Source organism: Bacillus sp. GW823-FHT06A10 (genome assembly GCF_058795375.1).
Window position 1 is genome coordinate 2,720,866 of the sequence record NZ_JBXAHT010000001.1, and the last position, 25,868, is coordinate 2,746,733.

Sequence of the window (25,868 nt, forward strand, 5' to 3'; positions counted from 1 at the left end):
AAAAATGATAGCATGTGATTATTGTATAATTTCTTCCTTTTTTAGATCTGCATATTCTTCTACGAAATCCCATAAACCTTGCTTTTCGAAGTAAGAAACACTTTTTTCACTTCTTCTAAGAGTTTAATTGCTTCATATTCATTAAGAGAATGTAAAATATTGAAATGATATACATACTCTTCATTTCCTAATTCCATACAAACTGCTAATCCTTTTTCAAATTGCTTTAAGAATATACAAGCTGTCCCTAATGCGTTTTCACATGAAGCAATTTTCACCTCATATCCCATTAGCCCAAAATACAAGGAATATAGATACTTATTTTACTTTCAAAGGCTGAAACCTTGCTGCATAACTACTGAAAATAAACATAAGAAAGACGTTCAAATCCATATGGATAGAACGTCTTTTCACTTTACTTTATACAGATACTGATTTTTCACTTATTCATTTTGCATTGTACTTAAAAAATCGATAAATTCATCTTCATTTACAGGTTTACTGTAGTAATAGCCCTGAATTAGATAACATCCATTACGTTGTAACACTTTTAATTGTTCCTTCGTTTCCACCCCTTCTGCTATCACTTTCATGTTTAAAGTATGAGCAAGTGAAATAATGGTTTGTATAATTTCATCTCCATCAGTAGAAGTTCCGATCCTATTAACAAATTCTCTTGGAATTTTCAAAATGTCAATTGGATAAAGAGGCAGATACGCTAGTGAAGAATAACCTGTACCAAAATCGTCAATTGATAAATGTACACCATATGATTTTAATACTTTTAACTTCGATAAGGTTTCTTTTTCATCTACCATTGCTATTCGCTCTGTTAATTCCAAATCAATTGAATTAGCAGGTACTCCTATCTCTTCTATGGTAGATATCATTGTTTGAACAAAATCTTTCTGTTCAAACTCTATAGCTGATAAATTTATCCCCATCTTTAGATTTGAATAGCCCGCAGAATGCCATTCTTTCAGTTGTCGACACGCTTTCTGTAACGTCCACTTCCCAATTGAAATAATCTGCGCCGTTTCTTCTGCGATAGGTATAAACTCAAAAGGAGAAATCAGCCCAAGCTCTGGATGTTGCCAGCGTATTAAAGCCTCTGCACCAATAACCTTACCTGCCTTACTATCAATTTGTGGTTGATACAATAAAAATAACTCATTATTTTCAATTGCATTTGGTAAATCCTGTTCTAATCGTAATCGACGAGTTACTTTTTGTGATAATGTCTCGTCATACATACAAACAGCATTGTTACCTTTTTCCTTTGCGCTATACATAGCGATATCAGCGTGTTGTAAAAGTGTAGTAGTATTTATTCCTCCAAATGGATACACTGCTATTCCTATACTAAGAGATAAGTAAAAACTATGCTGATTTACTACAAATGGTTCTTCAGTTATACGAAATAGAGTTTTACACAAATCCAATAGCTGTTGCTCTGTTTGGTTATGGACAATGATTGCAAACTCATCTCCACCTATTCTTGCTAGAGGAATAGTCGGTGACAGACATGTCCTAAAACGTTTGGCAACTTCTTTTAAAACTCTGTCACCAATCGAATGACCCAATGTATCATTAATGGTCTTAAAGCGATTTAAATCAATATACAGGAGCCCGAACTTATCCTGTGTTTTTTGTGCACGCTTAATGGATCTATCTAATTCTTGTTGGAAGAATATACGATTTCCAATCTCCGTCACCGTATCATGGAACGCAAGATAATTTATCTCATCCTGTTGTTGTTTCATCCTCGTTATGTCTTTTACCATTACATAACTCCCAAAGGTTTGTCCTTCTATCATAATAGGAACTATAGTGACATACCAAAAGAGAATATCCTTCTCATTGTTATTTTTCACACGTAACTGTAACGAAGATGAACTACATCGTTTCCCTTTCTTTATAGCCGATTCCAATTCAGATTTATCTTCATCTAAAAAAATAGAGAAGCACTCTTTCCCTATTAATGCAGCACTTTCTTTTCCTAATAACATACTTCCAGCCTGGTTTATATTTAATACGATACCATTTGAATCAATCGTTAAAATAGGATCTGGATGATACTCATATAAAGACTTAAATCTCTCTTGATTTTTTACCAAATCATTAGATTTGTTTATTAAATCCCTTGTTCTTTGAGATACTGTTTGTTCTAATTGATTATTAAACACTTTTAAGGTCTCGGTTAAATCTTTGTTTTGCATTCGTACAATTGTATGACGAATCAGTACAAATACAAAAGCAATACAATTTCCCGTAATCAATGTAGCTGAAGAAGTTTGTTCTTTCAAAGTAAAGCCAATTAAGACTGCAACTGCAAGATAAGGAAATATGACAAGAAGTTCCCTTCCAAATTTCGGATTGACAATAAAATAATTTCTTTTAGAAGAAGTATTCTTTGGGATTGTAGCAGCAATAGCGATAAATAATAGGAAAACTCTATACAAACACCTTAATAATATAACTGAACGATCTGACAAATCATCTTGTAAGTAAAAATATAAGTAGTCCGTAATAGCCAATCCAGTTAATACTAAGATAAAAATAAACAATTTACTTTTTGCATTGAAAATAGCAGGTCGAAAGATTAGTGTAACTCCAAGTAATAGAAGCAATAAATCTATAATCGGAAAAATAAATGAAAGAAAAACATCTCCAATTGAAAAGAATAAGATATTTGCGGAAGGTTTATTAAATAGGTACCACTCTAATGTAAAAATAGCAGTAACAACAATGCATAAATCACAAAGTAAATACGCTCTCTCCCATTTGTTACATTCCATCATAATTTTATAAAAAAACGCAAAGAGAAAGAAAAATAAGAAAAACAACAAAAATATATCAGAGATATTAAAATTTTGTATTGGTAATTCTACATTAAGTACTTGAAAAGCAGATATGAAATTTCCTATCAGGAAACACCCTATCGCAATAATTATGCAAATCCAGAATACTCCTAACTTAATTTTTCTGGATAATATAGAATACAGTAATGAGATAAATACAGTAGTTTCAACGACTAAAGATGATAGCCGGATATTAAAATCTGATACGAAATAATGATTCGGAAGAACAAATAAAAATATACAGCAAAAGCTTATATAAGCTATTAAAGCCAATATCAATACATAAAATTGCACATATGCATATTTACGCAATGGACTCACCTTCTTGAGTTTTTTCTATACTTTTATTAAGAAATGTCTTGATAGTAGCACAACTCCTACTAATTAAAATGTGTGCTACCTATTATCCATATTATGACCTTTTTAAAAGATTTCTTTCTACATACAACAGTCTTATTAACTTTTTGTAGATGTTTACAATTTTCAATACTGAGGATTCCAAAAAGGATCAGTTAAAAAATGTAGTTTTTCAAGTATTTGTGCATCGTAAATTTGGATTGTATAACTTATCTACTCTTTAAATATGAGATAAAATCTAATCCTCTATTGAATTATAGTTAGTTGCTAACTGTCACACTTAAAAAGGAATGAAAATATACTATCTTTAACATAGAAATTCGAATTAGTTTTCGAAACTAACTGTAACAATTATAGTTACAACTTAGATTGATGTCAATTTCATATTTCCTCCTTACTCAAAGAATTATAAATAATCTAGGATTAGGTGAAGCTGAAGCTGATATTGCATCTCTCTAAAAAGAATGTTACTCTAAAAATAGAATTATGAAAGGAATGATGGATGAATAATGATTAACTAATTTATATTTTAAGTTGAATTTTATAACTTCAAACTACAAAATATAGGGTTAGTCTATCCATTTTTAAAATTCAGTTCATACTTTATTTGTCATGATTCAAATGATTAATAAGTACTTATTAAGTATAGACGAAAGACTAATCCTTCCGATTACAATTGGGGGATTTTTTTATTCCCGTTTATGTTAGTTGGAACTTATTAATTGTTAAATGTACCTAACAAATAAAGGAGCGAGAAAAATGAGTACTTCAGACACTATTGTTACACATGTAATGCTCTATATAAGTCGTTAATATCCATCAAACTTATATAGAGCAATTAAAAAATGGATGGATGTTCCGACTTTATATGAAACGTTTCGATATATAAAGGAGGAATTATTATGTCAATGATAAAAGTCCAAGATTTAACTTTTTCATACCCAGGTAGCTTTGATAATATTTTTGAAAGTGTAAACTTCCAAATAGATACGGATTGGAAGCTAGGATTTATCGGTAGAAACGGACGAGGTAAAACGACATTCTTTAATTTATTGTTAGGGAATTATGAGTATGGCGGGAAAATCCTTGCTTCGGTAGAATTCAATTACTTCCCCTACTCTGTTGCAGATAAGAACAAATTCACTTATGAAATCCTTGAAGAAATTTGTCCCCAAGCAGAAGATTGGGAATTTCTGCGTGAGATATCCTATTTAAATGTTGATGCTGAGGTCATATACAGACCATTTAAAACATTATCAAATGGGGAACAAACAAAGGTGTTGCTTGCTGCACTGTTTTTAAATGAGAGCCAATTCCTATTAATTGATGAACCAACAAATCACTTAGATACTGATGCACGAAAGATAGTCTCTGATTATCTAAGGAAGAAAAAAGGATTTATTTTAATTTCACATGACAGAATCTTTTTAGATGGGTGCGTTGACCATATCCTATCTATAAATAGAGCAAATATTGAAGTTCAGAGTGGTAACTATTCTTCTTGGAAGTTAAATTTTGATAGACAGCAAGAGCACGAAGAGGCTACAAATGAGCGTCTACAAAAAGACATAGGGAGATTAAAACAGTCTTCCAAGCGTTCAGCAAGTTGGTCTCATGATGTGGAAGCTTCAAAAAATGGAACGAGGAATTCAGGCTCTAAGTTGGATAAGGGGTTTGTAGGTCATAAAGCAGCCAAGATGATGAAAAGAGCAAAAAACCTTGAATCAAGACAACAAAAAGCTATTGAAGAAAAGTCAAAATTACTAAAAAATGTGGAGAAAACTGAGTCCTTAAAATTGGAACAATTACAATTTAAATCAAATGAATTGATTACTTTGGTTGATGTGTCCGTTAAGTACGATGACCAAATTGTGAATGATTCGATTAGCTTCATAGTTGAACAAGGTGACCGAATTGTACTTGATGGAACGAATGGGAGCGGAAAAAGTAGTATCCTAAAACTAATTCTAGGACATCCGATACAGCATACAGGCTTAGTTATTTTAGGTACAGGACTCATCATTTCCTATGTCCAACAAGATACTTCTCATTTAAAGGGATCGCTATCAGACTTTATTGAACAGCACAAGATTGATGAGACCTTATTTAAATCCATCCTACGTAAGATGGACTTTGACCGAATTCAATTTGAGAAAGATATATCTCATTATTCTGGTGGACAAAAGAAAAAACTGCTTATCGCTAAAAGCTTATGTGAAAAAGCTCATATATATATATGGGATGAACCACTAAATTTTATAGATATCTATTCCCGTATGCAAATCGAAGAGCTTATTCAACAATTTAATCCCACAATGGTTATTGTTGAGCATGATAAAGCATTTCAACAAACAGTTGCAACAAAAACTATATCTATGTAGCTCAAAACGAATACTTGAAAATATAATCAGCAAATTGAGTCATTGAATTATAAATACTTTAATGACGTGTTGAAAAAAGCCTAATTTCTCTACAATACATTGAGAAATTAGGCTTTAAATAGTAATAATAGAATTCATATACACTGAATAATTTACACGTTAGGTTTATCTGTTAATGCAGTAACAATCCTGTTCACTAAGTCTTCTGGCATCCATTCATGATTTGTATCATCCGTTTCATTTGGGCCTAAAGAATCAATAAACTTTTTAAACTTTGGAAATAAAACAATAGAAGTGATCCAATGTATCGTATGATTTATAGAGAAGAAATGAAAAACTCCTTGCTTTTCACCCTCCTGTAATATTTCTTTTAACTGTTCAAAATTACCTATGAAATACGGTTTAATCTTTTCTAATCGTGCACTTTCCTTAATAATCTCCTCATATGCCAATGATCCAATTTCAGGGTTCTCTTTTATATGTGTAGTAAAAACCGTTAAATATTCTCTAAGGGCATTGATAGGATCAAATTGATTCTTCTCAAGAAAATTGGGTAGCTCATTAGCAAGACCATATTTCTTAAACACCTCATAATATAGGTTTTCTTTCCCATTAAAATAGTAAGAGGCCATAGCAACATTCACTTTCGCTTCTTTTGCAATTTCTTGTATGCTCGTACCTTCGTAGCCACGCTCTCCAAATTTTTTCTTAGCAGCCTTTAAGATATTTTCCATCGTCTGCTCTCGAGATTTCCCCATTTCACACACCTCAAATAGTATATATTTCACTTCAAAAACCCAATAAGGACTTTGAATAGAGTATCTTTTTAATGAAATTTAATTATATATTTAAAGTGGTAACTTAACAACCGATGAAGTTCTGATTACTTTAAACAATATCCCCTTGCGTAGCATCAATAGCTTTCAAATACTTTATGCTCTTTTCTAATCGAGTGAAAGTCTGGACAAAAAACATCTAATGTTATCTTAACTTCGTGTGCAAACAAAAAAGTAATAAGGACCAGATCTTATCTATAAAATAAATAAGATCTGGTCCTTTCGTTACATTATACAAATTTAAAATAAACTAGCGTACTCGTATCTTGATGAGATAATTGTCCATCAATCGTCCATCATTTTCTGACTAAACCTGTTTAATCTCGATATAAGGTCCTTTAATGTTTAATTTGTTAATATCATTAGATATATTGCCTACAGTTGATTTTTCATTAAAAGTATAGACCTTTTCACCATTTACAAAGATACCCCAATTTTTATCTTCGTAACTGATACCATAACCAGCATTGCTAGACGTAGCTTGGAGTTGATTTCCATTCATTGAAAGAGATAATTTCCCTTTTCCTTTGTTAAGTTTATCATTCACACTGTTGATACTATTCATTTGTTCTTCAAGGGCTTTTTGTTTATCAAGAGTAACTTGATGGTTTTTCCAGTCTAATTTATAGTGGTTCGTAAAGAATTCATTATATGTATCTTTATTATTTGTTCCCCACCATTTTGAACTTACCCATTCGATATTGTACTGATCTGAAATTCTACGATTTGTTATTTTTAAATCTGATGTAGTTTCTGTTTTATCAGCAGTAATAACCGCTACTACGTTTGGAGAAAAACCATATCCTGTTAAAGCTGGTACTGTATCTTTTGAAACAAAATTATTCGTTCCTTCATTATAACTACGTGATTTCATAAATAGTTGATTACCATAGAAAGTATTGAATGAATCACGATTATAAATTCCCCACTCTGGGAAATTAAATGATTGGAATCCTACTTTCCAATTTAATTTTTTATCTGTGTGAGTCTCCAATACCGTTTTATAATCTACTTGATCATAAGATACACTTTCTTTCCAAGCAAAGCTACCTGTGATACTTGCATCGGCATTTGGCCCTTTATCATTTACTCCTACTTTAACACTTCCACCAAGTGTATACCCTACCTCAGAAGTGACCTTTGCTGAAGTCATTGTATTAACTGGGGCAGCTTTATGGAATTGAGCACTATCACCACTTGTTATTTCTGCTTCAGTATGATAGGCTGATGGCCATTTTAAACCTGCGTTATAGTATCCGCTATTAATTGTATATTTAGCATCTATATTACTACCATCGGTGGTAACAATTGCAATCTTTTTATCTGCGTAAGGATCCTCAATAAAAGAAACCTTTATTGAATTTTTGATATTTTGCTTCATGTCATAAGTAGTTTTAAAACTATTATAGACCTTCCCACCATTTTGAAGATTTTCTACAGTTCCTTTAGACTCTGCAAATGCAGATGTTGCTTGTAAACCAAATGATCCAGACATAATAACGGACGCTACCGCAACGCATTTAGCTATTTCTTTTGCTTTTTTCATACAGACAGCCACTCCTTCTTAAACATTTAAAAGATATAAATATATTATTTCTAGTTCACAAAAATAGAGATAGATTCATAGCCATACAATATAGAAATTCATTAACTTTATGACACTAACTAAAAACACATGTTTCACTAATCTTCCTCTCACTATTATTGATAACTATTATCAATATTATTAAAACATAAAGTAACGATTTAAACAACAATTTTAAATACAAATTTAAAATTGTTGTTTAAAAAAATACAAAAAAATTATAGAATTCTTCATTTCGAGAATTACTATATTTTCAATTACTTATTACAGCCTATATTCAGATACATTATTTCCTTTCCATTCATAATAATCTAAAATTCCTTCATAAATGGCTTCTGCTGCAATTTGTCTGCCATTTTCCGTAGATAATTTACTGTAATCAATACCATTATCTATAAACGCCAGTTCCGTCAACACAGCTGGCATGTCATTTTCTCTTATAACATGAAGGTCTCCATGTTTAACTCCTCTGTCTCGTGTTTGAAGTGCCTCTACTAAACGTGTTTGAATTTTTTCTGCTAAAACGCGACTTTCTTCCACATGAGGATTTGTTTTTTCGGATTTAGAAGATTTATAGTAATATGTTTCTGTCCCTTTTGCATTACCATTAAAAGCATTTGCATGTACGCTTATAAAGATATTACCCTGATTTTTCTTAGCAAATTTAACACGTTCCTGTAAAGAACTTTTTTGATCATGTCCTGGTCTATTATCAGATTGACGAGTTAATAAAACTGTAAATGGTGTATGCTTTTCAAGTAATTGTTGTAGACGTAAAGAAGTGTCTAGTACAATCTTACTTTCAGGTAATCCCTTTGTGGATTTCCCAGGATCTTCGCCACCATGTCCAGGATCAATAATGATTGTTTTACTTTCTAATGGGTTTTTTGGACGATGTTGCATCATATCTGTTTTTGCAGTAAGTTGAGCAGCTTCAGCACGTGTTATAAATCTATTTGGTTGCCAACCGTTCTCAGTACCATTGGAAATTTTCAAACCGATTAAAATATTGGCATATTTTTCTCCCCAATGCCCTTTTAAATCTTCAAATTTAACCTGCTCGTTATGATTTGATGTGCTTTGTAGTTTATATGCATTTACTAGCATCGTAGCCATAGCAGCGCGAGTTACTTTTCCGGATGGATTGAAGATTCCATTACCCTCACCTTTAACAATACCAGCTTTTTCAGCAGCAGCAATATACGGAGTAGCCCAGTGGTTTTGTGAATCTGTAAATGATGGTTTTGCATTAGAGTCAATTTGTATACCTAAAACTTTTGTCATAATTTTTGTAGCCGAAGCTCTGTCTAATGAGTCATTTGAACCGAAAGTTCCGTCTGGATAGCCATTCAATACCTGTTTATCAACTAAATAATTAACGGATTTGTCCGCCCATGCAGGAACATCTGGGAACTTATGAGTATTTGCAAATGTATTAGGTGAGTAGGATAATAGACTTCCAGCAAGAATTCCTGTAGCAATTAATTTATATTTCAAAATGTAACACCTCTATCAATTTATTACAATTTGGTAAATATATCATTTATAATTAATCTTTAAATAATACGACTTTGAATAAAGAATAGATCACGTTATTTATATCGCTATATATCGTATAACGAATTTAAAATCGAACTATTACTCCAAAAATAATCCTCGGACATACACTTATAGATAGAGATTATTAAATATACTCACCAATATTGTGTAACCAGTATAGTTACTTATACATACGAGTGTCAATTAAAATAACCTTACAATTTTGTAAGATAACCACCTTAATAGTAAACAAAGTAATTATTAAATAATATAAATAGTTACTAGATATAATAAAATAACAACCTTAAATTTTGAAAAAAGACTAATTATTTTGATAGGAAAATAACTTATAACACCAACATTTTTAACAATGCTTTTGAATCCTACTTTACTCTATAATTCTCTGTTATATTCCAACGTGAATGCTCCTATAATATAGTCAATTGCTGCAATGAATACTACAAACTTATAACATTGTATTCCCTCAAAAAACATCTCTAGAAGCCACCTAAAGTAGCCTATATTAATAAATTCACACAATCCATCTTTTCATTCCCTTAAGACATCCTCAAATTTTACAAGGAATGAAAAAAGAAGAGGGAGACCTTCCCTCTTCACCAAAAAAATTAAAAAACACCTTAATTTATATCCCCTGCCTTTTACAATCTCACGTCTATTGATAGCCAGTTTAATTCTTCAATTCTATTTTCATAGATTCATGTATTCTTCTAAAGTCTGCTTTTGTTTATATATATTTTCAGCAATATCTCCTACATAGCGAATATGCCAAGGTTCATATGCATAACCTGTAATACTTTCCTTTCCCTTAGGGTAACGAATGATAAACCCTGCGCAATGCGCGTTTTCTTTCAGCCATTTTCCTTCCTTCGTATTAGCAAAGGATAACTCTAGTTCATTGTTCGCACTTTTAGAAGAAACGTCCATTGTTAACCCTGTTTGATGTTCGCTATGTCCTGGTTTTGCCGAGAAGCGATCCGTATGCTCTTGTCCTTTTCTTTTCACATTGTTTGTATACAATCGTTGTTGATAGTCATAGGAACGAAATCCCGAAACAGCATTTAACTGAATCCCCTCCTGCTTTGCTAAATCAAATAACTTTTCCAGTGCTTCTGCCGCCTCTTTACGGAGGTGGCTCTTTTCTACCGTTCCACTAAATGAGAATGGTACATTTGGTACAACTAAATCCTCTGGTTTATAGTCTTCGGGTAATCCATATTCCTTATTAACTACAGCCTGTATACTAGCAAAAGAACTTTCATTGTATTTGGATTGCCCTTTTCCTCTACTATCTTTCTCTTTATTTATGGAGTTTTCACGAGATTCATAGTTCGTCTTATCTGGTTCTTTACCAATAGATTGATTGGTGTAAATTATAAAGATACCTAACATCATAATTACACAAATGAAAATTCCTACTAATTTAAGTCTCATTATTCATTTCCTTCCTGCAACTCTTACTATTTCTCGTTCATAATATCTCAACCATATCAAATTCATATTAATTTGAAGTGAACTTTTGTTCTTACCATATTTCTTAATAGAAAGACTGTATATCCTTCTATTTGTTTGACATCATTAAGATGCTCACAAATATAAATAAATTCTATTCCTACATATAGATAAAAAATCTAAAAATTTATATAATAAGATTAGAAGTGTAGCGTATTATTATTGAAGGGTCTTGGTATAATGCTAGGCATTAATGTAAAAAAAACAAATGAAGAGTTAATTATTTCATGGCAATTGGCGGAGATTACAATTCCATTACGTGATGTGATTGAGATTACCGAAGATGCTACCTATGCTGGTGTTGAAGAAGTAGATGTCATACGTATTGGAACAGCTTATGGGACAACAGACCGTATTTTAATTAAAACAGTAAAACAAAATTATGTATTATTTACTACAAATAAATTTGCTATTTTAAATGCCATTCACGCTTGAATATAGGAGTCTTCTTGGCTAAAATGATAAAAATAAGCACATCTTGTTATAAAAACAGATGTGCTTATTTTTTAATTTCTATGCATTTTTACGTTTTAAGAAAATCACTCCACCAACAATTAACAGTAATGCGCCTGCAGCCATAGAGATCCAACTTGTAAGATTAGTACCTGTTTGCGGTAACCATCCAATTTTAGATTGAATTTCTTGCTTAGGTTGTGGTTGTTCTTTTACTTGCTCGTTAGGCTGCTCTGGTGTTGGAGTATTTTTATCTGAATTTGGCTGTTCTGGTTTAGGTTGTTCCGGCTTTACCTCTTTAAATTTCACTGTTTGTTCCTTATCTTCAATTTCAGCGTGAATAGCTACTAATATATTATCTTGATACAGTTCTTCGAATACTACTACTTCTTTACCTTGTAATGCAGAAGCATTAAATGTGAAATCTAGTGTGATAGAACCATTCTTCTCTTTAGCAATAAACTTAGATTCTACTGTTACTTCTTTTCCATCAACTAATAATGGCTTGTTTGTTGCTTTATCCATCAGTTTACCTTTTACAACATACTCTTTACCCACGATTAAGTCTTTGTATTCCACTTTATCTTGGATTGTTACAGATTTAGAAGCGTCTAACTCTTTAGAACCATCAGCTTTGTTTGTTGCTGTCGTTTTAATAGAAGGTTCTACAAATCGAACTGTTTGACCTACATCGTTAATGTCAGCATGTGTTGCAATTACTTGACCTTCATGTAATAAGTCTTCAAACACGACTACTTCTCTTCCTTGCTGTTCAGCACCAACAAAAGTAAAGTCTAATGTTACAAAACCGTTCTTTTCTTTTGCAGTAAACTTCGTTTCAGCTGTTACTTCTTTTCCATCAATTAATAATGGTTTGTTAATAGCTTTATTCATTAGTTTACCTTTTACAGTGTACTCTTTACCTACAACTAAGTTAGTATACTCCACTTTGTCTTGAATAGTGATAGAATCCTTTGAATGAATCTCTTTTCCACCATCAGCTTTGTTTGTTGCTGTCGTTTTTACTGATGGCTTAACGAACTTAACTGTTTGACCTTTATCATTGATATCAGCATGTGTTGTAACAATTTTTCCTTCTTTCAATAACTCTTCGAATACTACTACCTCTTTTTCTTCTAAACCAGTTGCATCAAATGTGAAGTCTAATGTAATAGAGCCATTTGCTTCTTTTGGTGTAAACTTCGTTTCAGCTGTTACTTCTTTACCATTTACAACTAATGGTTTATTAGTCTCTTTATTCATTAATTTACCTTTTAAAGTGTATTCTTTACCTACTTGTAGGTCTTTGTATTCCACTTTATCTTGGATTGTTACAGACTTAGACGTGTGTATTTCTTTTGTACCATCTGTTTTATCAGTAGCTGTTGTTTTTATTGAAGGAATCTTTTCATCTTTGACAATGTGTTTAATGATTTGACCATTCTCTTTAATTTCAAAAGAGAACGTTTCTTCATTTAATACATAACCTTTTGGCGCAACAGTTTCTTTATATGTGTATTTTCCAAATGGTAATTTTTCAAATTTAGCGATTCCTTTATCGTCTGTTTTTCCTTTTACTACTTCTTTTCCTGCTTCGTTATAAATCGTAAATTCTGCATTTGGAAGCTTGTTATTTCCATCAGCTACATCTACCTTTGTAATTTCTAGATCACCTTTGATAAGATGATTAACTGCCAATAACTCAATAATCTTCCCATGTTCCTTTATTTCGAACATAATTGGTTCTTTAACAAGAACGTAACCATGTGGAGAAGCCTTTTCTACAAATGAATATTTACCATACGCTAAATCTTTGACGTTAATCTCGCCATTTTTATCTGTCTTATATTCCCCAACTACTTTTCCACTTTCATCTTTCAATTCAAATACTGCACCTTCTAATTTTTTGCTAATATCTTCATTATCTACTTTTAGTAATTTTACACTACCTTTCACTTCGGTATTTTCCACTGTAAAAGTAAGTGTTTTATTGTGCTCTTTAATTTCAAAAGGATACTTTGTTTTATTTCCAATATATCCATTAGGTGTTTTTGTCTCTAAGAAATAATACTTACCATACGTAAGACCTTCAACGTTTGCAATTCCATTTTCTTTTGTTACTACTTTTTGCACTTCTTTTCCATCTTCGGTAAAGACTGTGAATTCAACATTTGGTAAAACCTTTCCTGAATCACTGAGCTTTTTAATTTCGATGTTACCTTTTACTTTGTTATTTACTATTTGGACAGCTCCTGTTTCTCCTGTCTTAACTTCAATAGTTTGTGGTTTATCATCTGAAACATAGCCTGTTGGTGCTTTAATTTCTTTTAATGTGTAAGTACCAATTGGTAAGTTGTTTAATTCTGCCATACCATCAGCACCAGTCGTGATTTTTCCAACTGATTCATTATTTGCATTAAAGACCTCAAATACTGCATCAGCTAAAACTTCTCCATTTTCTCCAACCTTTTTAATTTTTAAAGAACCAGCTGCTTCCCAATTTACTGCAAGATCACTACTAAGCTTTTCTTCATTTCTTTCTAATAGTACTGTAGCGTTCTGAACAGTATCCGTACCACGGTAAGCAATTGCTTGAACTTTAGTTAAATTAGCAGCTACACTTAAATTAAATTCACCCGTTTTTGTATTCTTAGGAATTTGGATACGAAATTTTTCTCCAACTGAAAGCTGATCTTTCACTTCTCCATTTTCACTAACAATTCTAACTCCATTAGGTGCATTTTTCGCTACTACCTTATAAGAACCACTCTTAGCATTTGTTTGTACTGAATATAGATTTGTTTCGAAGAATTCACCCTTTAATTCTGCTTTTTGCTTTTCAGCAGGAATCACATTCATAAAAACATCTTGAGTCTCTTCACTATTATTAGCATTACTAATAATAGCCTTAGCTGCTTTTTCAACATTTTTATTCTCATGTTTTAATTCATTTACATCGAGTTGACCTAATGCATTCCAAACCGCAAGTTGCGTTGCATAATGCGCTTCATTTTTATTAGCTACTCCCAGCTGTTCAGCACTTTTTTGTGGGAAACCATTTAATAAGACTCTATATACTACATTATCTGTTTTCCCCATTTCAGGAAGATCTTCACCATTTGGTGATTTTAATCCAAGAGTTAAGCAATAAGCAATTTGACCACTTGAATTTTTAATCATTTCAGTGCGAATGTACTTACCTAGACTATTACTATAACTCCAGTCCATTGAATATTTCTCATGCGTCATAACCTCTGCACTAGCCCTAGGTAAAAATACATTAAGGAATAATGCCAGTACTGATAATAATGTAAAAACTCTTATAATGACTCTCTTACCCAATTTTGTAACCTCCCTAGAATAAATTAATCCGAGTATATATCGCAATATCTAAAACATTCACGATCGACCCGATTATCATTATAAAACAATAAATTACAAATATTAAATAATTTTAATGAAATAGTCAAAAAATTTACACATTTTATTATTTATCAAGTTTTTTAACGAATTTACTATATACAAATTCTAAAACACGCCTACAAGTTAAAAGACAAATATGTATGTTAAATATATAAATACCAATTCCTTCACTTCAGTTATTAAGCTTTCTCCCTATTAAAAATAGCCTTTTCATTTTCTGGTTAATCCGAATAATTTATACACCTCTTTTAATCTATTAATTCTCTATTACGCTCCTTCATTGAGATATAAGGGTGACTCCTCATTTAAAGAATAAAGTAAAACTTTATTCAGCTCGATCCCCATCTAACTTCTTTACTTTCATTGAATTTTTGGGCGTGAGTCTTACTGCCCACAAATAGCGGGATACATTATGCAATATTGCATTTGATAATCATTTTCAATGTAACTACAATGATTACATGGTTACTGTTAATCCAATATTCTACATGGAGGTTTTATTATGTTAAAAAAAATTATTGTATCTTCTATGGCGCTTACTATGTTCGGTGGAGCTGCAACTATGCTAGAGGCACCTACTGCTCAAGCAGCTTCTTATAACTCAACGTCATCCTCTTACTTTGATGTCACTCCTGAAGAGGCCGTGGCTTTCTATCAATCTCAAGACTATAAAAAATTAAAAGTATTTTTGGATGACTTTGAAGCAAGAAACCCTTATACTCCAGGTGGAGGCTACGCTCAAGGGAGTGTACGTATGCAAAAATTCAACGATGCTCTTAGAGATGCCAAATTAACAAATGTCTACCAAGAATTTATTAGAATCTCATACTACAATCATTATCCAGAACCAAAATAATAACAACGGATTAAATGTTTATTATTTCTATAACTTAGCCTAATTTTAAATGTATAACCTAAAAATAATTACTAAAAACCACTCATATAAGAGTGGTTTTTCTATTTCCCCATATAATTTAGCGGAATGTTACATCATCTTTATTTTGATATCTTTTATAGTAGACATTCTCTCGTTGACACAATCTAGTAGGTTAGCAATGGAAATATCAAAATGTATTTATAATTGTTTTCTGTTTAATAGCAAAAAACGAACACCCTCTCACAATTAGATAAGGTGCTCGTTTTCATTTTTATCGGTAATTCTCAATTCAATTTAGCTTCTTTCCAATAAGTAAAGATTAAATTAACTTAAAAGCAAAGCGTTTTAAATTTAATTCATAGATCTTACTGAAACTTGGAATTGCCCCTTAGAACCATCATCATTTGAAACATAAATTTTATATGTTCCATTCGGTAATGGAGATAAAGCATTCCGTACATTTGTAACATTAATTTGTTGTTCTCCAGGTTTTATATAACCACCAACAATTAGCTCTGTATTTGGACCTTTTACACTATATCCCATTGTATTTTGACCATTATTTTTCATAGAGAAGCTTAAGTCAGTACTCCCATCATATACGAAAGAAGTTTCAGCCTCGCCACTATAATCCATTGTTTGGGTTAATAATAAGTCTGCAGAAACATGTTCAACTACATGAATTGGATCATTCGTTTTGTGTACTTCTTCAGCATAAGTATTATTCCCTAACACACCAAGTGTTAATGCTGAAACTACTCCACAACTAAGCACTAGTTTATTTAACTTCATTTTAAGTTCCCCCTTGATGTTTGTATTCTATTACCATCATACATCCTTTTCCAAGTGCGTTTTTATGTAATAATTCATATCTATAAACCTATATATCTTAACTCTGCACCTTAATAGTTATTGAGAAACCCACATAGATAAAGTTACAATATTACGCTTCATAAAAAACATGTAAATTTTAAATTCTTTTTCTAACAAAGTTTTATACGAGTAAGTACTAAAACACTCACATAAATAGCATTTCTATTTCAGATAAAATGTACTAATAAAATTTTTCTAAAATTTCACTTTGTAATTTGATATATTCCATGTTAATATAACGAAGGCTACAAACAGGAGTCACCACGCATATCATTTTCACAGAATATTCATACTTAAAAACCTTATTTTACCAGTAACTCAATCCAAATTTTACCTATACAAAAGTTAGTTTATAATTTCATATGTACATAAATTTAAATAGATTTTTTCTATTTTCCTTATCAATTTTAATACGAGTAATATAACAGCATGTTTTTCAAGTACCCTTCCTTTTTTAGATAAAAAGTCTACTAATACTAAACATCTATGTCCAACTCATACATAATTCTACTTACAAACTATCGGAGATGCAAAACTATGGGAATTTCTACTCTTTTATTAAATACCTTTATTATAATAATTTGTATCCTTAGCTATCACGTATTTTGGCTAGAGTTTAAAGAAAAAACAACATGTAATAATATATTATTTTCTATCCTTTCCTCCATTGCTATTATTTTTTGTATGACTTTTCCTTTTCATTTACATGTGGGATTTATTTATGATTTACGTTTTATTCCTATAATATTAGTTTTTCTATATGGAAATACAAAAAACATTGTTTTTATAGGAATTTTATATCTTTCTTATCGGTTTTACTTAGGCGGAAATGGCGTTCTTCCATCATTTATTATCTTCACTATTATTTTTGGTATAACAATGCTCTTTCGTTACTTATTACCTATGTATGTTAAAGAAAAAAAAGTATTATTAAGCTTACTCCTTATTTTAGTATGTACAACTTCACTTTCTATTTGCGGTATTGTAACTCAAATACATACAGGAGGGAAAATAGACTCTACTCTCATAGAATTTTTATTAAATTACATAATCATTAATATTTTCACAGTATTATTATCAGTTTATTTAATAGAGGGAATGATCGAGAAATATAAAATGAAAGAAAAGCTACAACGGGCTGAAAAATTTTATATAGCTAGCGAACTAGCAGCGTCAATTGCACACGAAATCCACAATCCACTAACCACGGTACATGGATTCACTCAATTATTAAATGAAAAACATGCCTCTAAGCTATCTCAGGATCAATACTTAGAAATCATGTTAATTGAAATGCAGCAAATACAATCTACTATTAATAACTATTTATCTTTAACCAAACCACAGAACACCCTAAAAGAGAAAATAGATATTAATCACATTTTAAATCAGGTGAAAGATACTATTTCACCACTCGCTCTATCATACAAAGTTGAAATCAAACAAAATAGTACAGATTCCTTTTATATAAATGGGGACCCCGAAAAATTCAAACTCTGTCTAAACAACATCATCCAAAACGGAATTGAGGCTATGAAAAATGGTGGATTATTACAAATAAATATACAAAAAGTAAAAGGAAATATCATAATTGATATTATTGATTCAGGAATTGGGATGTCATCTCAACAAATAAAACGAATTGCTTTGCCATTCTATTCAACAACAGAAAAAGGAACTGGGCTTGGTACTATGATTGCTTATAGTATTATTAAAGAATTAAACGGAGATATAGAGATAGAGAGTAACTTAGGTAAAGGGACACGCTTTTCTATTAGTATCCCTTACTAATGCGATAAAAATTTTCTGTTTAGTTAATTACATAAATGAATTTTAAGAATCCCGCTAGCGCTAGCTTACTTATTAATTATCTTAAATTCATGTATATTAATTAAAAATAATAAGGATCAGAGCTTATCTATTGTTACAGATATACTCTGATCCTTTAGTTTAATTCAATTAAAAACACTTAATATTTATAACTTTTCTTACATCGTGATGAAATACTAGTTCATCGACTTTATCTCATTTACTGATTAGATTGGTTTAATGTAAATATAACATCTCTCGACACTTAATTTGTTATTATCATTATAGACATTTCCTACAGTTGTTTTTCCATTAAAGTACAGACCTTGTGCCATTCATTGAAAAAGACAACTCCCTTTTTACTACTTCACTTCCACCGTATAATTCCCTGTCCCCCCGCCATACTGATACACATGTAAATAATACTTCCCTGGATACGTGTAGTAACTACCTACTAGTTTATTCCCTTGCTGCTGAGCATACGTAACATAATTATTTAAATCTGCTTCAGAATAAAGTACCCAGTTCATTCCGATATTATTTTCATTCGTTACGTTAATTTGAAGGTTTTTAGCAGTCTCCACATTAATTTCAAAGAAATCACTTGTATCGCCATTTCCTAAACTAGCACGTAAGACTTGATTTAACTGCAGTTTGTTTGCTGTTTGGAATGAGTTATTCGGTTCTTTTTCTACACTGTTATCTTCTTTCTTTTGAACAGTTACAGTCGCTGTAGCAGTATTAGTTGCTCCTTTATCGTCTGTTACCGTTAATTTCGTTGTATACGTTCCTTCTTTTGTATATACGTGAGTTGGATTTTGCTCATTACTTACTGCTCCATCACCAAACTCCCATTTATACGAAGTAATTTTCCCGTCTTCATCTTTTGATCCGTCGCTTTTAAATGAAATTGCTTCATTTACATTTCCACTATACGGACCGTTTATAACTGCAACTGGTGCTTTATTCTCTGCACCTTCTTCTGTATTAATACCGTGGAACACAACATCATATTCAAATTGTCCTGATGCATTCACGCGATAATTTACGAAGTATGCTGTTACTGTTTTATAGCCTGTCCATTCCTTTGCACTTAAACGTTTTAACGTATCATTAACGTTTTGTGTAATTGTTTTCCAATCTTCATATTCTCCTTTTGCTGCAGTTCCTGTATATGTTCCTTGTAGTGTGAATGTATTAAAGAACTGTGATTTATTTTTCTTCACTGATACATTTTTCAATTTTGCTTCCGCTGTTATTTCTGCTGCAATATCTGAAACTGGCTTCGATGCATGATTCGCTAAATAATCGTCTGATACTAATGGCACATTATATTTCTCACGATTATCAACTAGCATTTGCATATAGTCTTGATATTCTTTATTTAAATTCGCATCTTTACTTAATGTAGAGCGATATGCATCATATGCTGTTACATCATTTTTCCTAATAAGATCATGTATTTTATCGAACATATCATATCTCTTATTGTACATATACGATTGTAAAGCAAAGGAATAATTATAGAAATCCCACGTTCCATACTTTGCATTTAACGTTCGCTCTGCCGTATAACGCTCCTCTGGGTTTGAAGATAATCCTCCTATAATACTCTTTCTCGGTACAACATTATCCGTTCTCGTTGCCCCTGCAAAAAATTCAGCATTTCCTTCTTCAAACCAAGATAATCTTTCATTTTCATATATTTTCCCTTGTCCCCATAACCCTGGTACTTCATATCTACCTTGTAAATAATGCGTGAACTCGTGTCTGAATAATTCTTCTAAACTATAAATACTTTCTTCTGGCGTACGCTCATAAGTAAAGAACGTACCTGTTCCTTCTATATAAAGACCACCGTTATTCGTTTCATAACCGTACAATTGACGATTAAATTGATATTCTGCTGGGCTATTATAAATAACCATCGTTAATACATCATCAGGATTTCCTTTTTCTAAAGGTTGATCACTTTCAACCGTACGATGGAATTGTGCCTTTACTTCTTTTGCCGCCCAATATAAACGTTTTACTTTTTCTTCTGTCACTTTATCTCCAGCTTTTAAAACAATTGCCCCATCATCAAACGTATACGTTTTTGGCAAATATTTTTTCTTTCCATCTTCTCTTATTTGATCTAAATTCACCACTTTACCATTTGCATCTTTTCCGCCATAATTCGTTGCAATTTGCTCAGCAGCTACGAAATATTGCTCCCCTAAATACGGATACATTTTCATCGCATCTGTTACAACTTGTAACCCTTTCGTTCCTGTACTATGGAACATACCGAGTCTACCTGTATAATAAATGCCATTATTAATAAGCCAACCGTTTTTTGCTGTAATCGTTCCCATTAATGCAAAACGACTTAATTCATTAATATAACTATCTATTTTCTGATACCATACTGTATCTTTCGGTGCTTTACTCGTATCGTACAAATACGATTGAATGTCGTAATCAACACCTTGCATAATATCGTAAATAGCATTTCCAGCTGAAAGATTATCTACTAATGTAGAAAAATTATCATTATATTGTTTAAAAATCTTTGCAGCCGATGTTATCGTTTCCACATCGCTCGAAGCGTTTCCTATTAACTTTCCGTATGATGATACCACTCTATTTTGCTCTAATGTACCCAGCTTAAAATTTGAATTGTTAGCCATCGCTTTTAATGCAGGTAAGCATTTATCATGATAACTCCGTTCATTTAATTTACTAAGTTCCGAATTATAAAATCCTAAATAAAACCCTGAACGTACTACCTCTACTAATGTCTCAATCCCTTTTGAATCATCCTTCGTATAGGCTTGTCCTTGCTGCTTCAATTTATCAATAATCGCCTGCATCCTACTATCATTTTGATAGAATGCTAGACTGTCTATATTAAACTGAAATAGCCCCGTAATTTGCTCCCAATCAATTGTTACAAGTAAATCTACTAACTGCTGATTGCTTAATTGATTTAATTCGGCAATTGTATAAGTTTTCGCTACAGCTAATTGCTTACTTTCTTTTTTCACCTCAGGTGGTCTTTGTGATAAATCGGCAAATTGTAACCTTTTCTCAAAAGACTTGCTTTCGAGCACTTTCGATGAATGAGCTAATTCTTGTACTGGTAGTTGTACACCGACTGGCTCCATTTTGAGCACATTTCGATAAGAAACTTGCTCTCCCTTAGTATCTTCTGCCAAACTTACTCCTTGAAAACTCCCTAACATTAAACTAGCAAAACTTACCCCTACTAACATTTTCTTTGAATAGCCTTTCATGCTCTCCCCTACCTTACATTTTTAGTGTCCCGCTCCATTATTTTACTATTTTTACTTTTTGTCCTGTATTGAGAAAAAAATAAGGTAACGTTCACACATGTATCCATTCCATATAAAATTAACGCTTGACTTTCCGTGCATTTTATATCAAAAAAAGATAGATAATAGCAAAATTCCTGCTACATCTATCCTCGTTTTCAACACTATGATTTTAACTTTATAAATGTAACTTCCGGTAATGTTTGCATATGCTGAATAAACTCATTCTTTTCTTCTGACGATATATTTTTCAGTTGCATCCCTACCTTATAAACAGTTTCTGTACCTTGCTGTGAAGCTTCCACCTCATATGAGAGTATTGGGATGCCTTTCACTTGTAGTGTTTCTAATATTTGTTGTACCGCTTCATGTTTATTTACAAACATTTGCACTGTTATATTTTGTGGAAATAAAAATTGCACCTTAAAAATACGACTTACAATTTCTAAACCAATTAAAACGAGAATCGTCGCTCCAATGCCTACTACATACATTCCCGCTCCAATTGCTAATCCTATGCCGGCAGTAGCCCATAAACCAGCCGCAGTCGTTAATCCTTTCACCGCCTGCTTTTGAATAATAATTGTGCCTGCACCTAAAAAACCAACTCCACTAACGACTTGTGCTGCAATACGACTTGGATCTAGAGACGTATGCTCTTCATACACAATATCTGAAAAGGCATATTTCGAAACAACCATTATTAACGCACTTCCTACCGCTACGAGGAAATGAGTCTTTAATCCAGCTTCTTTCGATCGAATTTCTCTTTCAATACCAATCATTGCTCCTAACAAGCCAGCAACACCGATTCGTATAATAAAATCAAAATCTACACTCACGGGCACTTCCCCCTTTCATTCATTATAGATAGATAAAACAAAAATTATCACAAACATCCATTTATCAACATGAAAGAATACCACTAAAATACACTTAATACTCCGACTGTTTTATGTTAATATTTTAAATATTAACATAAAATAAATAACTCCTAATTTTAAACCTTCACTAATTTTCTAAAAAACCAAAGGTGGATTGCATGAAATTAGGTTGAGAAATTTTGGAAAACGCTTTCACTTTGTTTCATAATTTTTTATAAAAACTACATAAATAAAGGCGCTTACTAACAATGAACGTCTCATTACTTACACCTACTACTGATTTACAAGAAGAATACTTAGATTTCTATAACGAATGGAAAGATAGCGGTGAAACAATGATCCCGTGGGTTATCACAAAAAATCCTGCCAACTTCCCAGCTATGGTTCAAGAACTTCTCGATGCGCATAACGGAATAAATATCCCTGAAACTTGGGTACCAGATTCTACATATTGGCTTGTTACAGATGAAAATAAAATTGTGGGAGCTGTTAATATACGTCATAGTTTAACCGAACATTTATTTAACGCTGGCGGTCATATTGGTTATGGCATTCGCCCTTCTGAAAGAAGAAAAGGTTATGCTACAAAGTTATTAAAATTATCGCTAGAAAAAACGAAGGAATTAAACATCGAGAAAGTACTTGTCGTTTGCGACGCAGTGAATACCGCTTCTGAAAAAACGATTTTACATAACGGTGGGCTTCGTAATGATGATTTCACTGAGGAAGATGGGAATGTAGTAAGAAGATATTGGATTGAGATATGAATGATCACAAAGAAGCAAGAAAGTGATTATACACTTTCTCGCTTCTTTTACACTGTTTCTATTTCAAACTGCACTGTAATACCACTTGGATCTACTACCGCAAACCCATTTGTAGTTTCATTTATTTCATGTTGTTTTTCTATTAATCTTTCTTTCACTTCATCTAACGCTTCTTTATGCGGTAGTACAATCGCATATACCTTTAGTCCAGTTGCATGTACTGGTGGGTGTGGATTGTTTACTCCGTTCCACGTATTTGCACCAATATGGTGATGATATCCCCCTGCTGAAATAAATAAGCAATCCTCTTCACGCTGCTGTACTTCAAAACCTACTGTTTCCACATAAAATTCATGTGATTTCTCTACATCAGCTATTCGTAAATGTACATGCCCAACGACAGTATTAGCAGGCAAACCATCAAACTCATAATCAACGAGTGTTGCCAATTCTTTTAAATCAAGTGGTGTACTTCCTCCTGGCCCTTCTCCCCATTGATCGCGCGGTCGGTCTGCATAAATTTCAATACCATTCCCCTCTAAATCTTGCAAATAATAAGCTTCGCTATATGTATGATCACTTGCACTATTAAACCTTGAAATTGGTAAAATTTCATTTGAATATGTATAACGCCCTTCTTGCTCAGCCGGGCTGTCAATTACATTCTTATTACGAAGAACCCCAAATAGCGCAGAAGCAAAAGCTTCACGAGTCGGAACTAAAAAGGCTACATGATATATACCAGTCGTACGCGGTTCTTGCAGTACCCCGTCCTCTATCTTTTCAAGAACAAGTAACGCGTTTTTTCCACCTTTTCCAGATAAATATGCTTTATTCCCCTCTTGCTTAATTACCTCTAATCCTACAACATTCTCATAAAAAGAAATTTGACGCTCTAAATCTTTCACTTTAAATTCAACATGACCAATACGTGTTTTCGGATGAATTTGTACCATGAATAACCTCATCTCCTTATCCCTATATTTTCCCATTACATATAACCGTTACTATGAAGGATACAACTAAAATCATCCTATGTAAATAAGAAAAGTCAGAATTTACATACATTTTTATTTTCATAATAAAATGCCCCCTTTTCTAACTTTCAGAAAAGGGGGCTTTATAACTCTTATCTCATTTTATGTACTTCAGCAACTAGCTTTCCACCCTGAATGCCCATATAAAGCTTCACAGGTGCATCATTCGTATTTTCAAATACTAAATCTAAATATGGATATGCAATTGTAGCATCTCTTCCTTGTGGAACATAACCTACCGTTTTAGAATGTGTAGTTCTCTCCACCATTTTCAGGCCAGCTTGATCTGCTGCATTGTATAAAGTTGAAGATGTTTGACAAACACCACCGCCATATCCATCTACTAATTTACCATCAACTATTTCTTTCCCTAATTGATATCCTTTATCTGGTGTTGTATCACCGATTAAAGAATTAAAAGAGAAACGGTCTCCTTTTGCTAACACAACTCCATTTATGCTCGCTGCTGACAAACGAATATTCTCAATACGGCCACCTGTTGAACCACCTAAGTTCGTTTCATATCTACCAATTACCGTACCATTTCCTTGCGCATCACTTAATGTTGCGACTGGTTTTTTCTCCACAATCGGCAACTGATACGTAGCATCCCACATACCAACGTTTAACAATTTATCTACTAATTCTTTTTCCATTAATTCATAAGAAGGTTTTCCTTCTTGCCAACTTCCATCAGGTGCTATACGTGAAGGAACCATTTTTTTGTCGACGCTTTTTCCAACCTCACCAACAACCTTTGTTACAGACTTTTTAAATTTCGCTTCATCTTCAAAATAGCCTAAACCAGATAAATCTAATTTTTTCACTTCAGTACCAGTTCGACCATCAACTAAACTAATAGTATCCTGCACTTCTGCTTTAGCCTCTACAGTGTGCCCACCAATATCACTTACCAATGCAACATCACTTACTTTTGCACCACAGCCACTCACTACAGCTACACATAACACCCCAACTAATATACCCTTTACTTTACGGAACAATATACTCTCTCCCTTTCCCCAACATCACTATTATGTATTTATTTCATTTTTATGTATGTTTTGTTACAATCATTTTACAATATGTTTATAAAATGTTACAAGTTATTTTTCACTCTATATAAATTACTCTTTTCTTTTATAAATGTCTATACATATTTACATAAAAGTTTGAGTTTGATAGAATTGTAACTTTTATGTAAACTCTCTCTTTTATCCAGTATATACCATCAAGCAAAAGAAATACAAATCAAAAACCCTCAAGCTATTTTTTATAAAGTGAAACTTTAATCAGTGGGGTCTTACTGCCCGTTAATGCGGGATAAAGAGAAATCCCG

General features: G+C 32.3%; 17 protein-coding genes. 5 read left to right on the top strand and 12 right to left on the bottom strand.

Annotated features, from left to right (window positions below; all coding sequences use genetic code 11):
• Positions 1-59 precede the first annotated feature (59 nt).
• Positions 60-290, bottom strand: coding sequence for a hypothetical protein (locus tag AC1Q8M_RS13820; protein WP_029948057.1), 231 nt, complete (start codon positions 288-290; stop codon positions 60-62).
• A 153-nt stretch (positions 291-443) separates the two neighbouring features.
• Complete coding sequence (locus tag AC1Q8M_RS13825; RefSeq protein ID WP_141533029.1) at positions 444-3,173, bottom strand: sensor domain-containing protein; 2,730 nt, start codon at positions 3,171-3,173, stop codon at positions 444-446.
• A gap of 947 nt (positions 3,174-4,120) precedes the next feature.
• On the opposite strand from AC1Q8M_RS13825, the gene AC1Q8M_RS13830 reads away from it, so the two are divergent.
• Positions 4,121-5,599, top strand: a complete 1,479-nt coding sequence (locus AC1Q8M_RS13830; protein WP_492334155.1) for an Lsa family ABC-F type ribosomal protection protein — start codon at positions 4,121-4,123, stop codon at positions 5,597-5,599.
• 152 nt (positions 5,600-5,751) lie between these two features.
• On the opposite strand, the gene hlyIIR is transcribed toward AC1Q8M_RS13830, so the two are convergent.
• The 4 genes from hlyIIR to AC1Q8M_RS13850 all read right to left on the bottom strand — a co-directional run bounded on the left by hlyIIR (position 5,752) and on the right by AC1Q8M_RS13850 (position 11,011).
• Positions 5,752-6,357, bottom strand: coding sequence for a hemolysin II regulator HlyIIR (gene hlyIIR, locus AC1Q8M_RS13835; protein ID WP_090977449.1), 606 nt, complete (start codon positions 6,355-6,357; stop codon positions 5,752-5,754).
• A 385-nt stretch (positions 6,358-6,742) separates the two neighbouring features.
• Positions 6,743-7,981, bottom strand: a complete 1,239-nt coding sequence (gene hlyII / locus AC1Q8M_RS13840) for a hemolysin II HlyII (protein ID WP_098855464.1) — start codon at positions 7,979-7,981, stop codon at positions 6,743-6,745.
• Positions 7,982-8,284: 303 nt separating this feature from the next.
• Positions 8,285-9,517, bottom strand: a complete 1,233-nt coding sequence (locus AC1Q8M_RS13845) for an N-acetylmuramoyl-L-alanine amidase (RefSeq protein ID WP_098360637.1) — start codon at positions 9,515-9,517, stop codon at positions 8,285-8,287.
• A gap of 750 nt (positions 9,518-10,267) precedes the next feature.
• A complete protein-coding gene (locus AC1Q8M_RS13850; RefSeq protein ID WP_090977447.1) occupies positions 10,268-11,011 on the bottom strand; it encodes a M15 family metallopeptidase in 744 nt (247 codons plus the stop codon).
• A 258-nt stretch (positions 11,012-11,269) separates the two neighbouring features.
• On the opposite strand from AC1Q8M_RS13850, the gene AC1Q8M_RS13855 reads away from it, so the two are divergent.
• Entirely contained in the window at positions 11,270-11,524 is a 255-nt protein-coding gene (locus AC1Q8M_RS13855) for a SunI/YnzG family protein (protein WP_000900689.1), read from the top strand.
• Positions 11,525-11,602: 78 nt separating this feature from the next.
• On the opposite strand, the gene AC1Q8M_RS13860 is transcribed toward AC1Q8M_RS13855, so the two are convergent.
• Positions 11,603-14,884: a VaFE repeat-containing surface-anchored protein gene (locus tag AC1Q8M_RS13860; protein ID WP_000520158.1), complete on the bottom strand. Its 3,282-nt coding sequence runs from the start codon at positions 14,882-14,884 to the stop codon at positions 11,603-11,605.
• A 583-nt stretch (positions 14,885-15,467) separates the two neighbouring features.
• Here AC1Q8M_RS13860 and AC1Q8M_RS13865 point away from each other — a divergent pair.
• Positions 15,468-15,821: a hypothetical protein gene (locus AC1Q8M_RS13865; RefSeq protein ID WP_000913814.1), complete on the top strand. Its 354-nt coding sequence runs from the start codon at positions 15,468-15,470 to the stop codon at positions 15,819-15,821.
• A 372-nt stretch (positions 15,822-16,193) separates the two neighbouring features.
• On the opposite strand, the gene AC1Q8M_RS13870 is transcribed toward AC1Q8M_RS13865, so the two are convergent.
• Positions 16,194-16,634: a hypothetical protein gene (locus AC1Q8M_RS13870; protein ID WP_000773517.1), complete on the bottom strand. Its 441-nt coding sequence runs from the start codon at positions 16,632-16,634 to the stop codon at positions 16,194-16,196.
• Positions 16,635-17,252: 618 nt separating this feature from the next.
• On the opposite strand from AC1Q8M_RS13870, the gene AC1Q8M_RS13875 reads away from it, so the two are divergent.
• On the top strand, positions 17,253-18,506 hold the full coding sequence (locus AC1Q8M_RS13875) for an ATP-binding protein (protein WP_063548274.1): 1,254 nt from the start codon (positions 17,253-17,255) through the stop codon (positions 18,504-18,506).
• Between the two features lie 380 nt (positions 18,507-18,886).
• On the opposite strand, the gene colA is transcribed toward AC1Q8M_RS13875, so the two are convergent.
• On the bottom strand, positions 18,887-21,802 hold the full coding sequence (colA, locus tag AC1Q8M_RS13880) for a collagenase ColA (RefSeq protein WP_098855465.1): 2,916 nt from the start codon (positions 21,800-21,802) through the stop codon (positions 18,887-18,889).
• A 203-nt stretch (positions 21,803-22,005) separates the two neighbouring features.
• A complete protein-coding gene (locus AC1Q8M_RS13885; RefSeq protein WP_000109730.1) occupies positions 22,006-22,683 on the bottom strand; it encodes an MgtC/SapB family protein in 678 nt (225 codons plus the stop codon).
• A 290-nt stretch (positions 22,684-22,973) separates the two neighbouring features.
• Here AC1Q8M_RS13885 and AC1Q8M_RS13890 point away from each other — a divergent pair, with 290 nt between their 5' ends.
• Complete coding sequence (locus tag AC1Q8M_RS13890; RefSeq protein ID WP_001103133.1) at positions 22,974-23,492, top strand: GNAT family N-acetyltransferase; 519 nt, start codon at positions 22,974-22,976, stop codon at positions 23,490-23,492.
• Positions 23,493-23,539: 47 nt separating this feature from the next.
• On the opposite strand, the gene AC1Q8M_RS13895 is transcribed toward AC1Q8M_RS13890, so the two are convergent.
• On the bottom strand, positions 23,540-24,448 hold the full coding sequence (locus tag AC1Q8M_RS13895; RefSeq protein ID WP_000249882.1) for a VOC family protein: 909 nt from the start codon (positions 24,446-24,448) through the stop codon (positions 23,540-23,542).
• A 173-nt stretch (positions 24,449-24,621) separates the two neighbouring features.
• On the bottom strand, positions 24,622-25,533 hold the full coding sequence (locus AC1Q8M_RS13900) for a VanW family protein (RefSeq protein WP_000488980.1): 912 nt from the start codon (positions 25,531-25,533) through the stop codon (positions 24,622-24,624).
• Between the last annotated feature and the right edge of the window lie 335 nt (positions 25,534-25,868).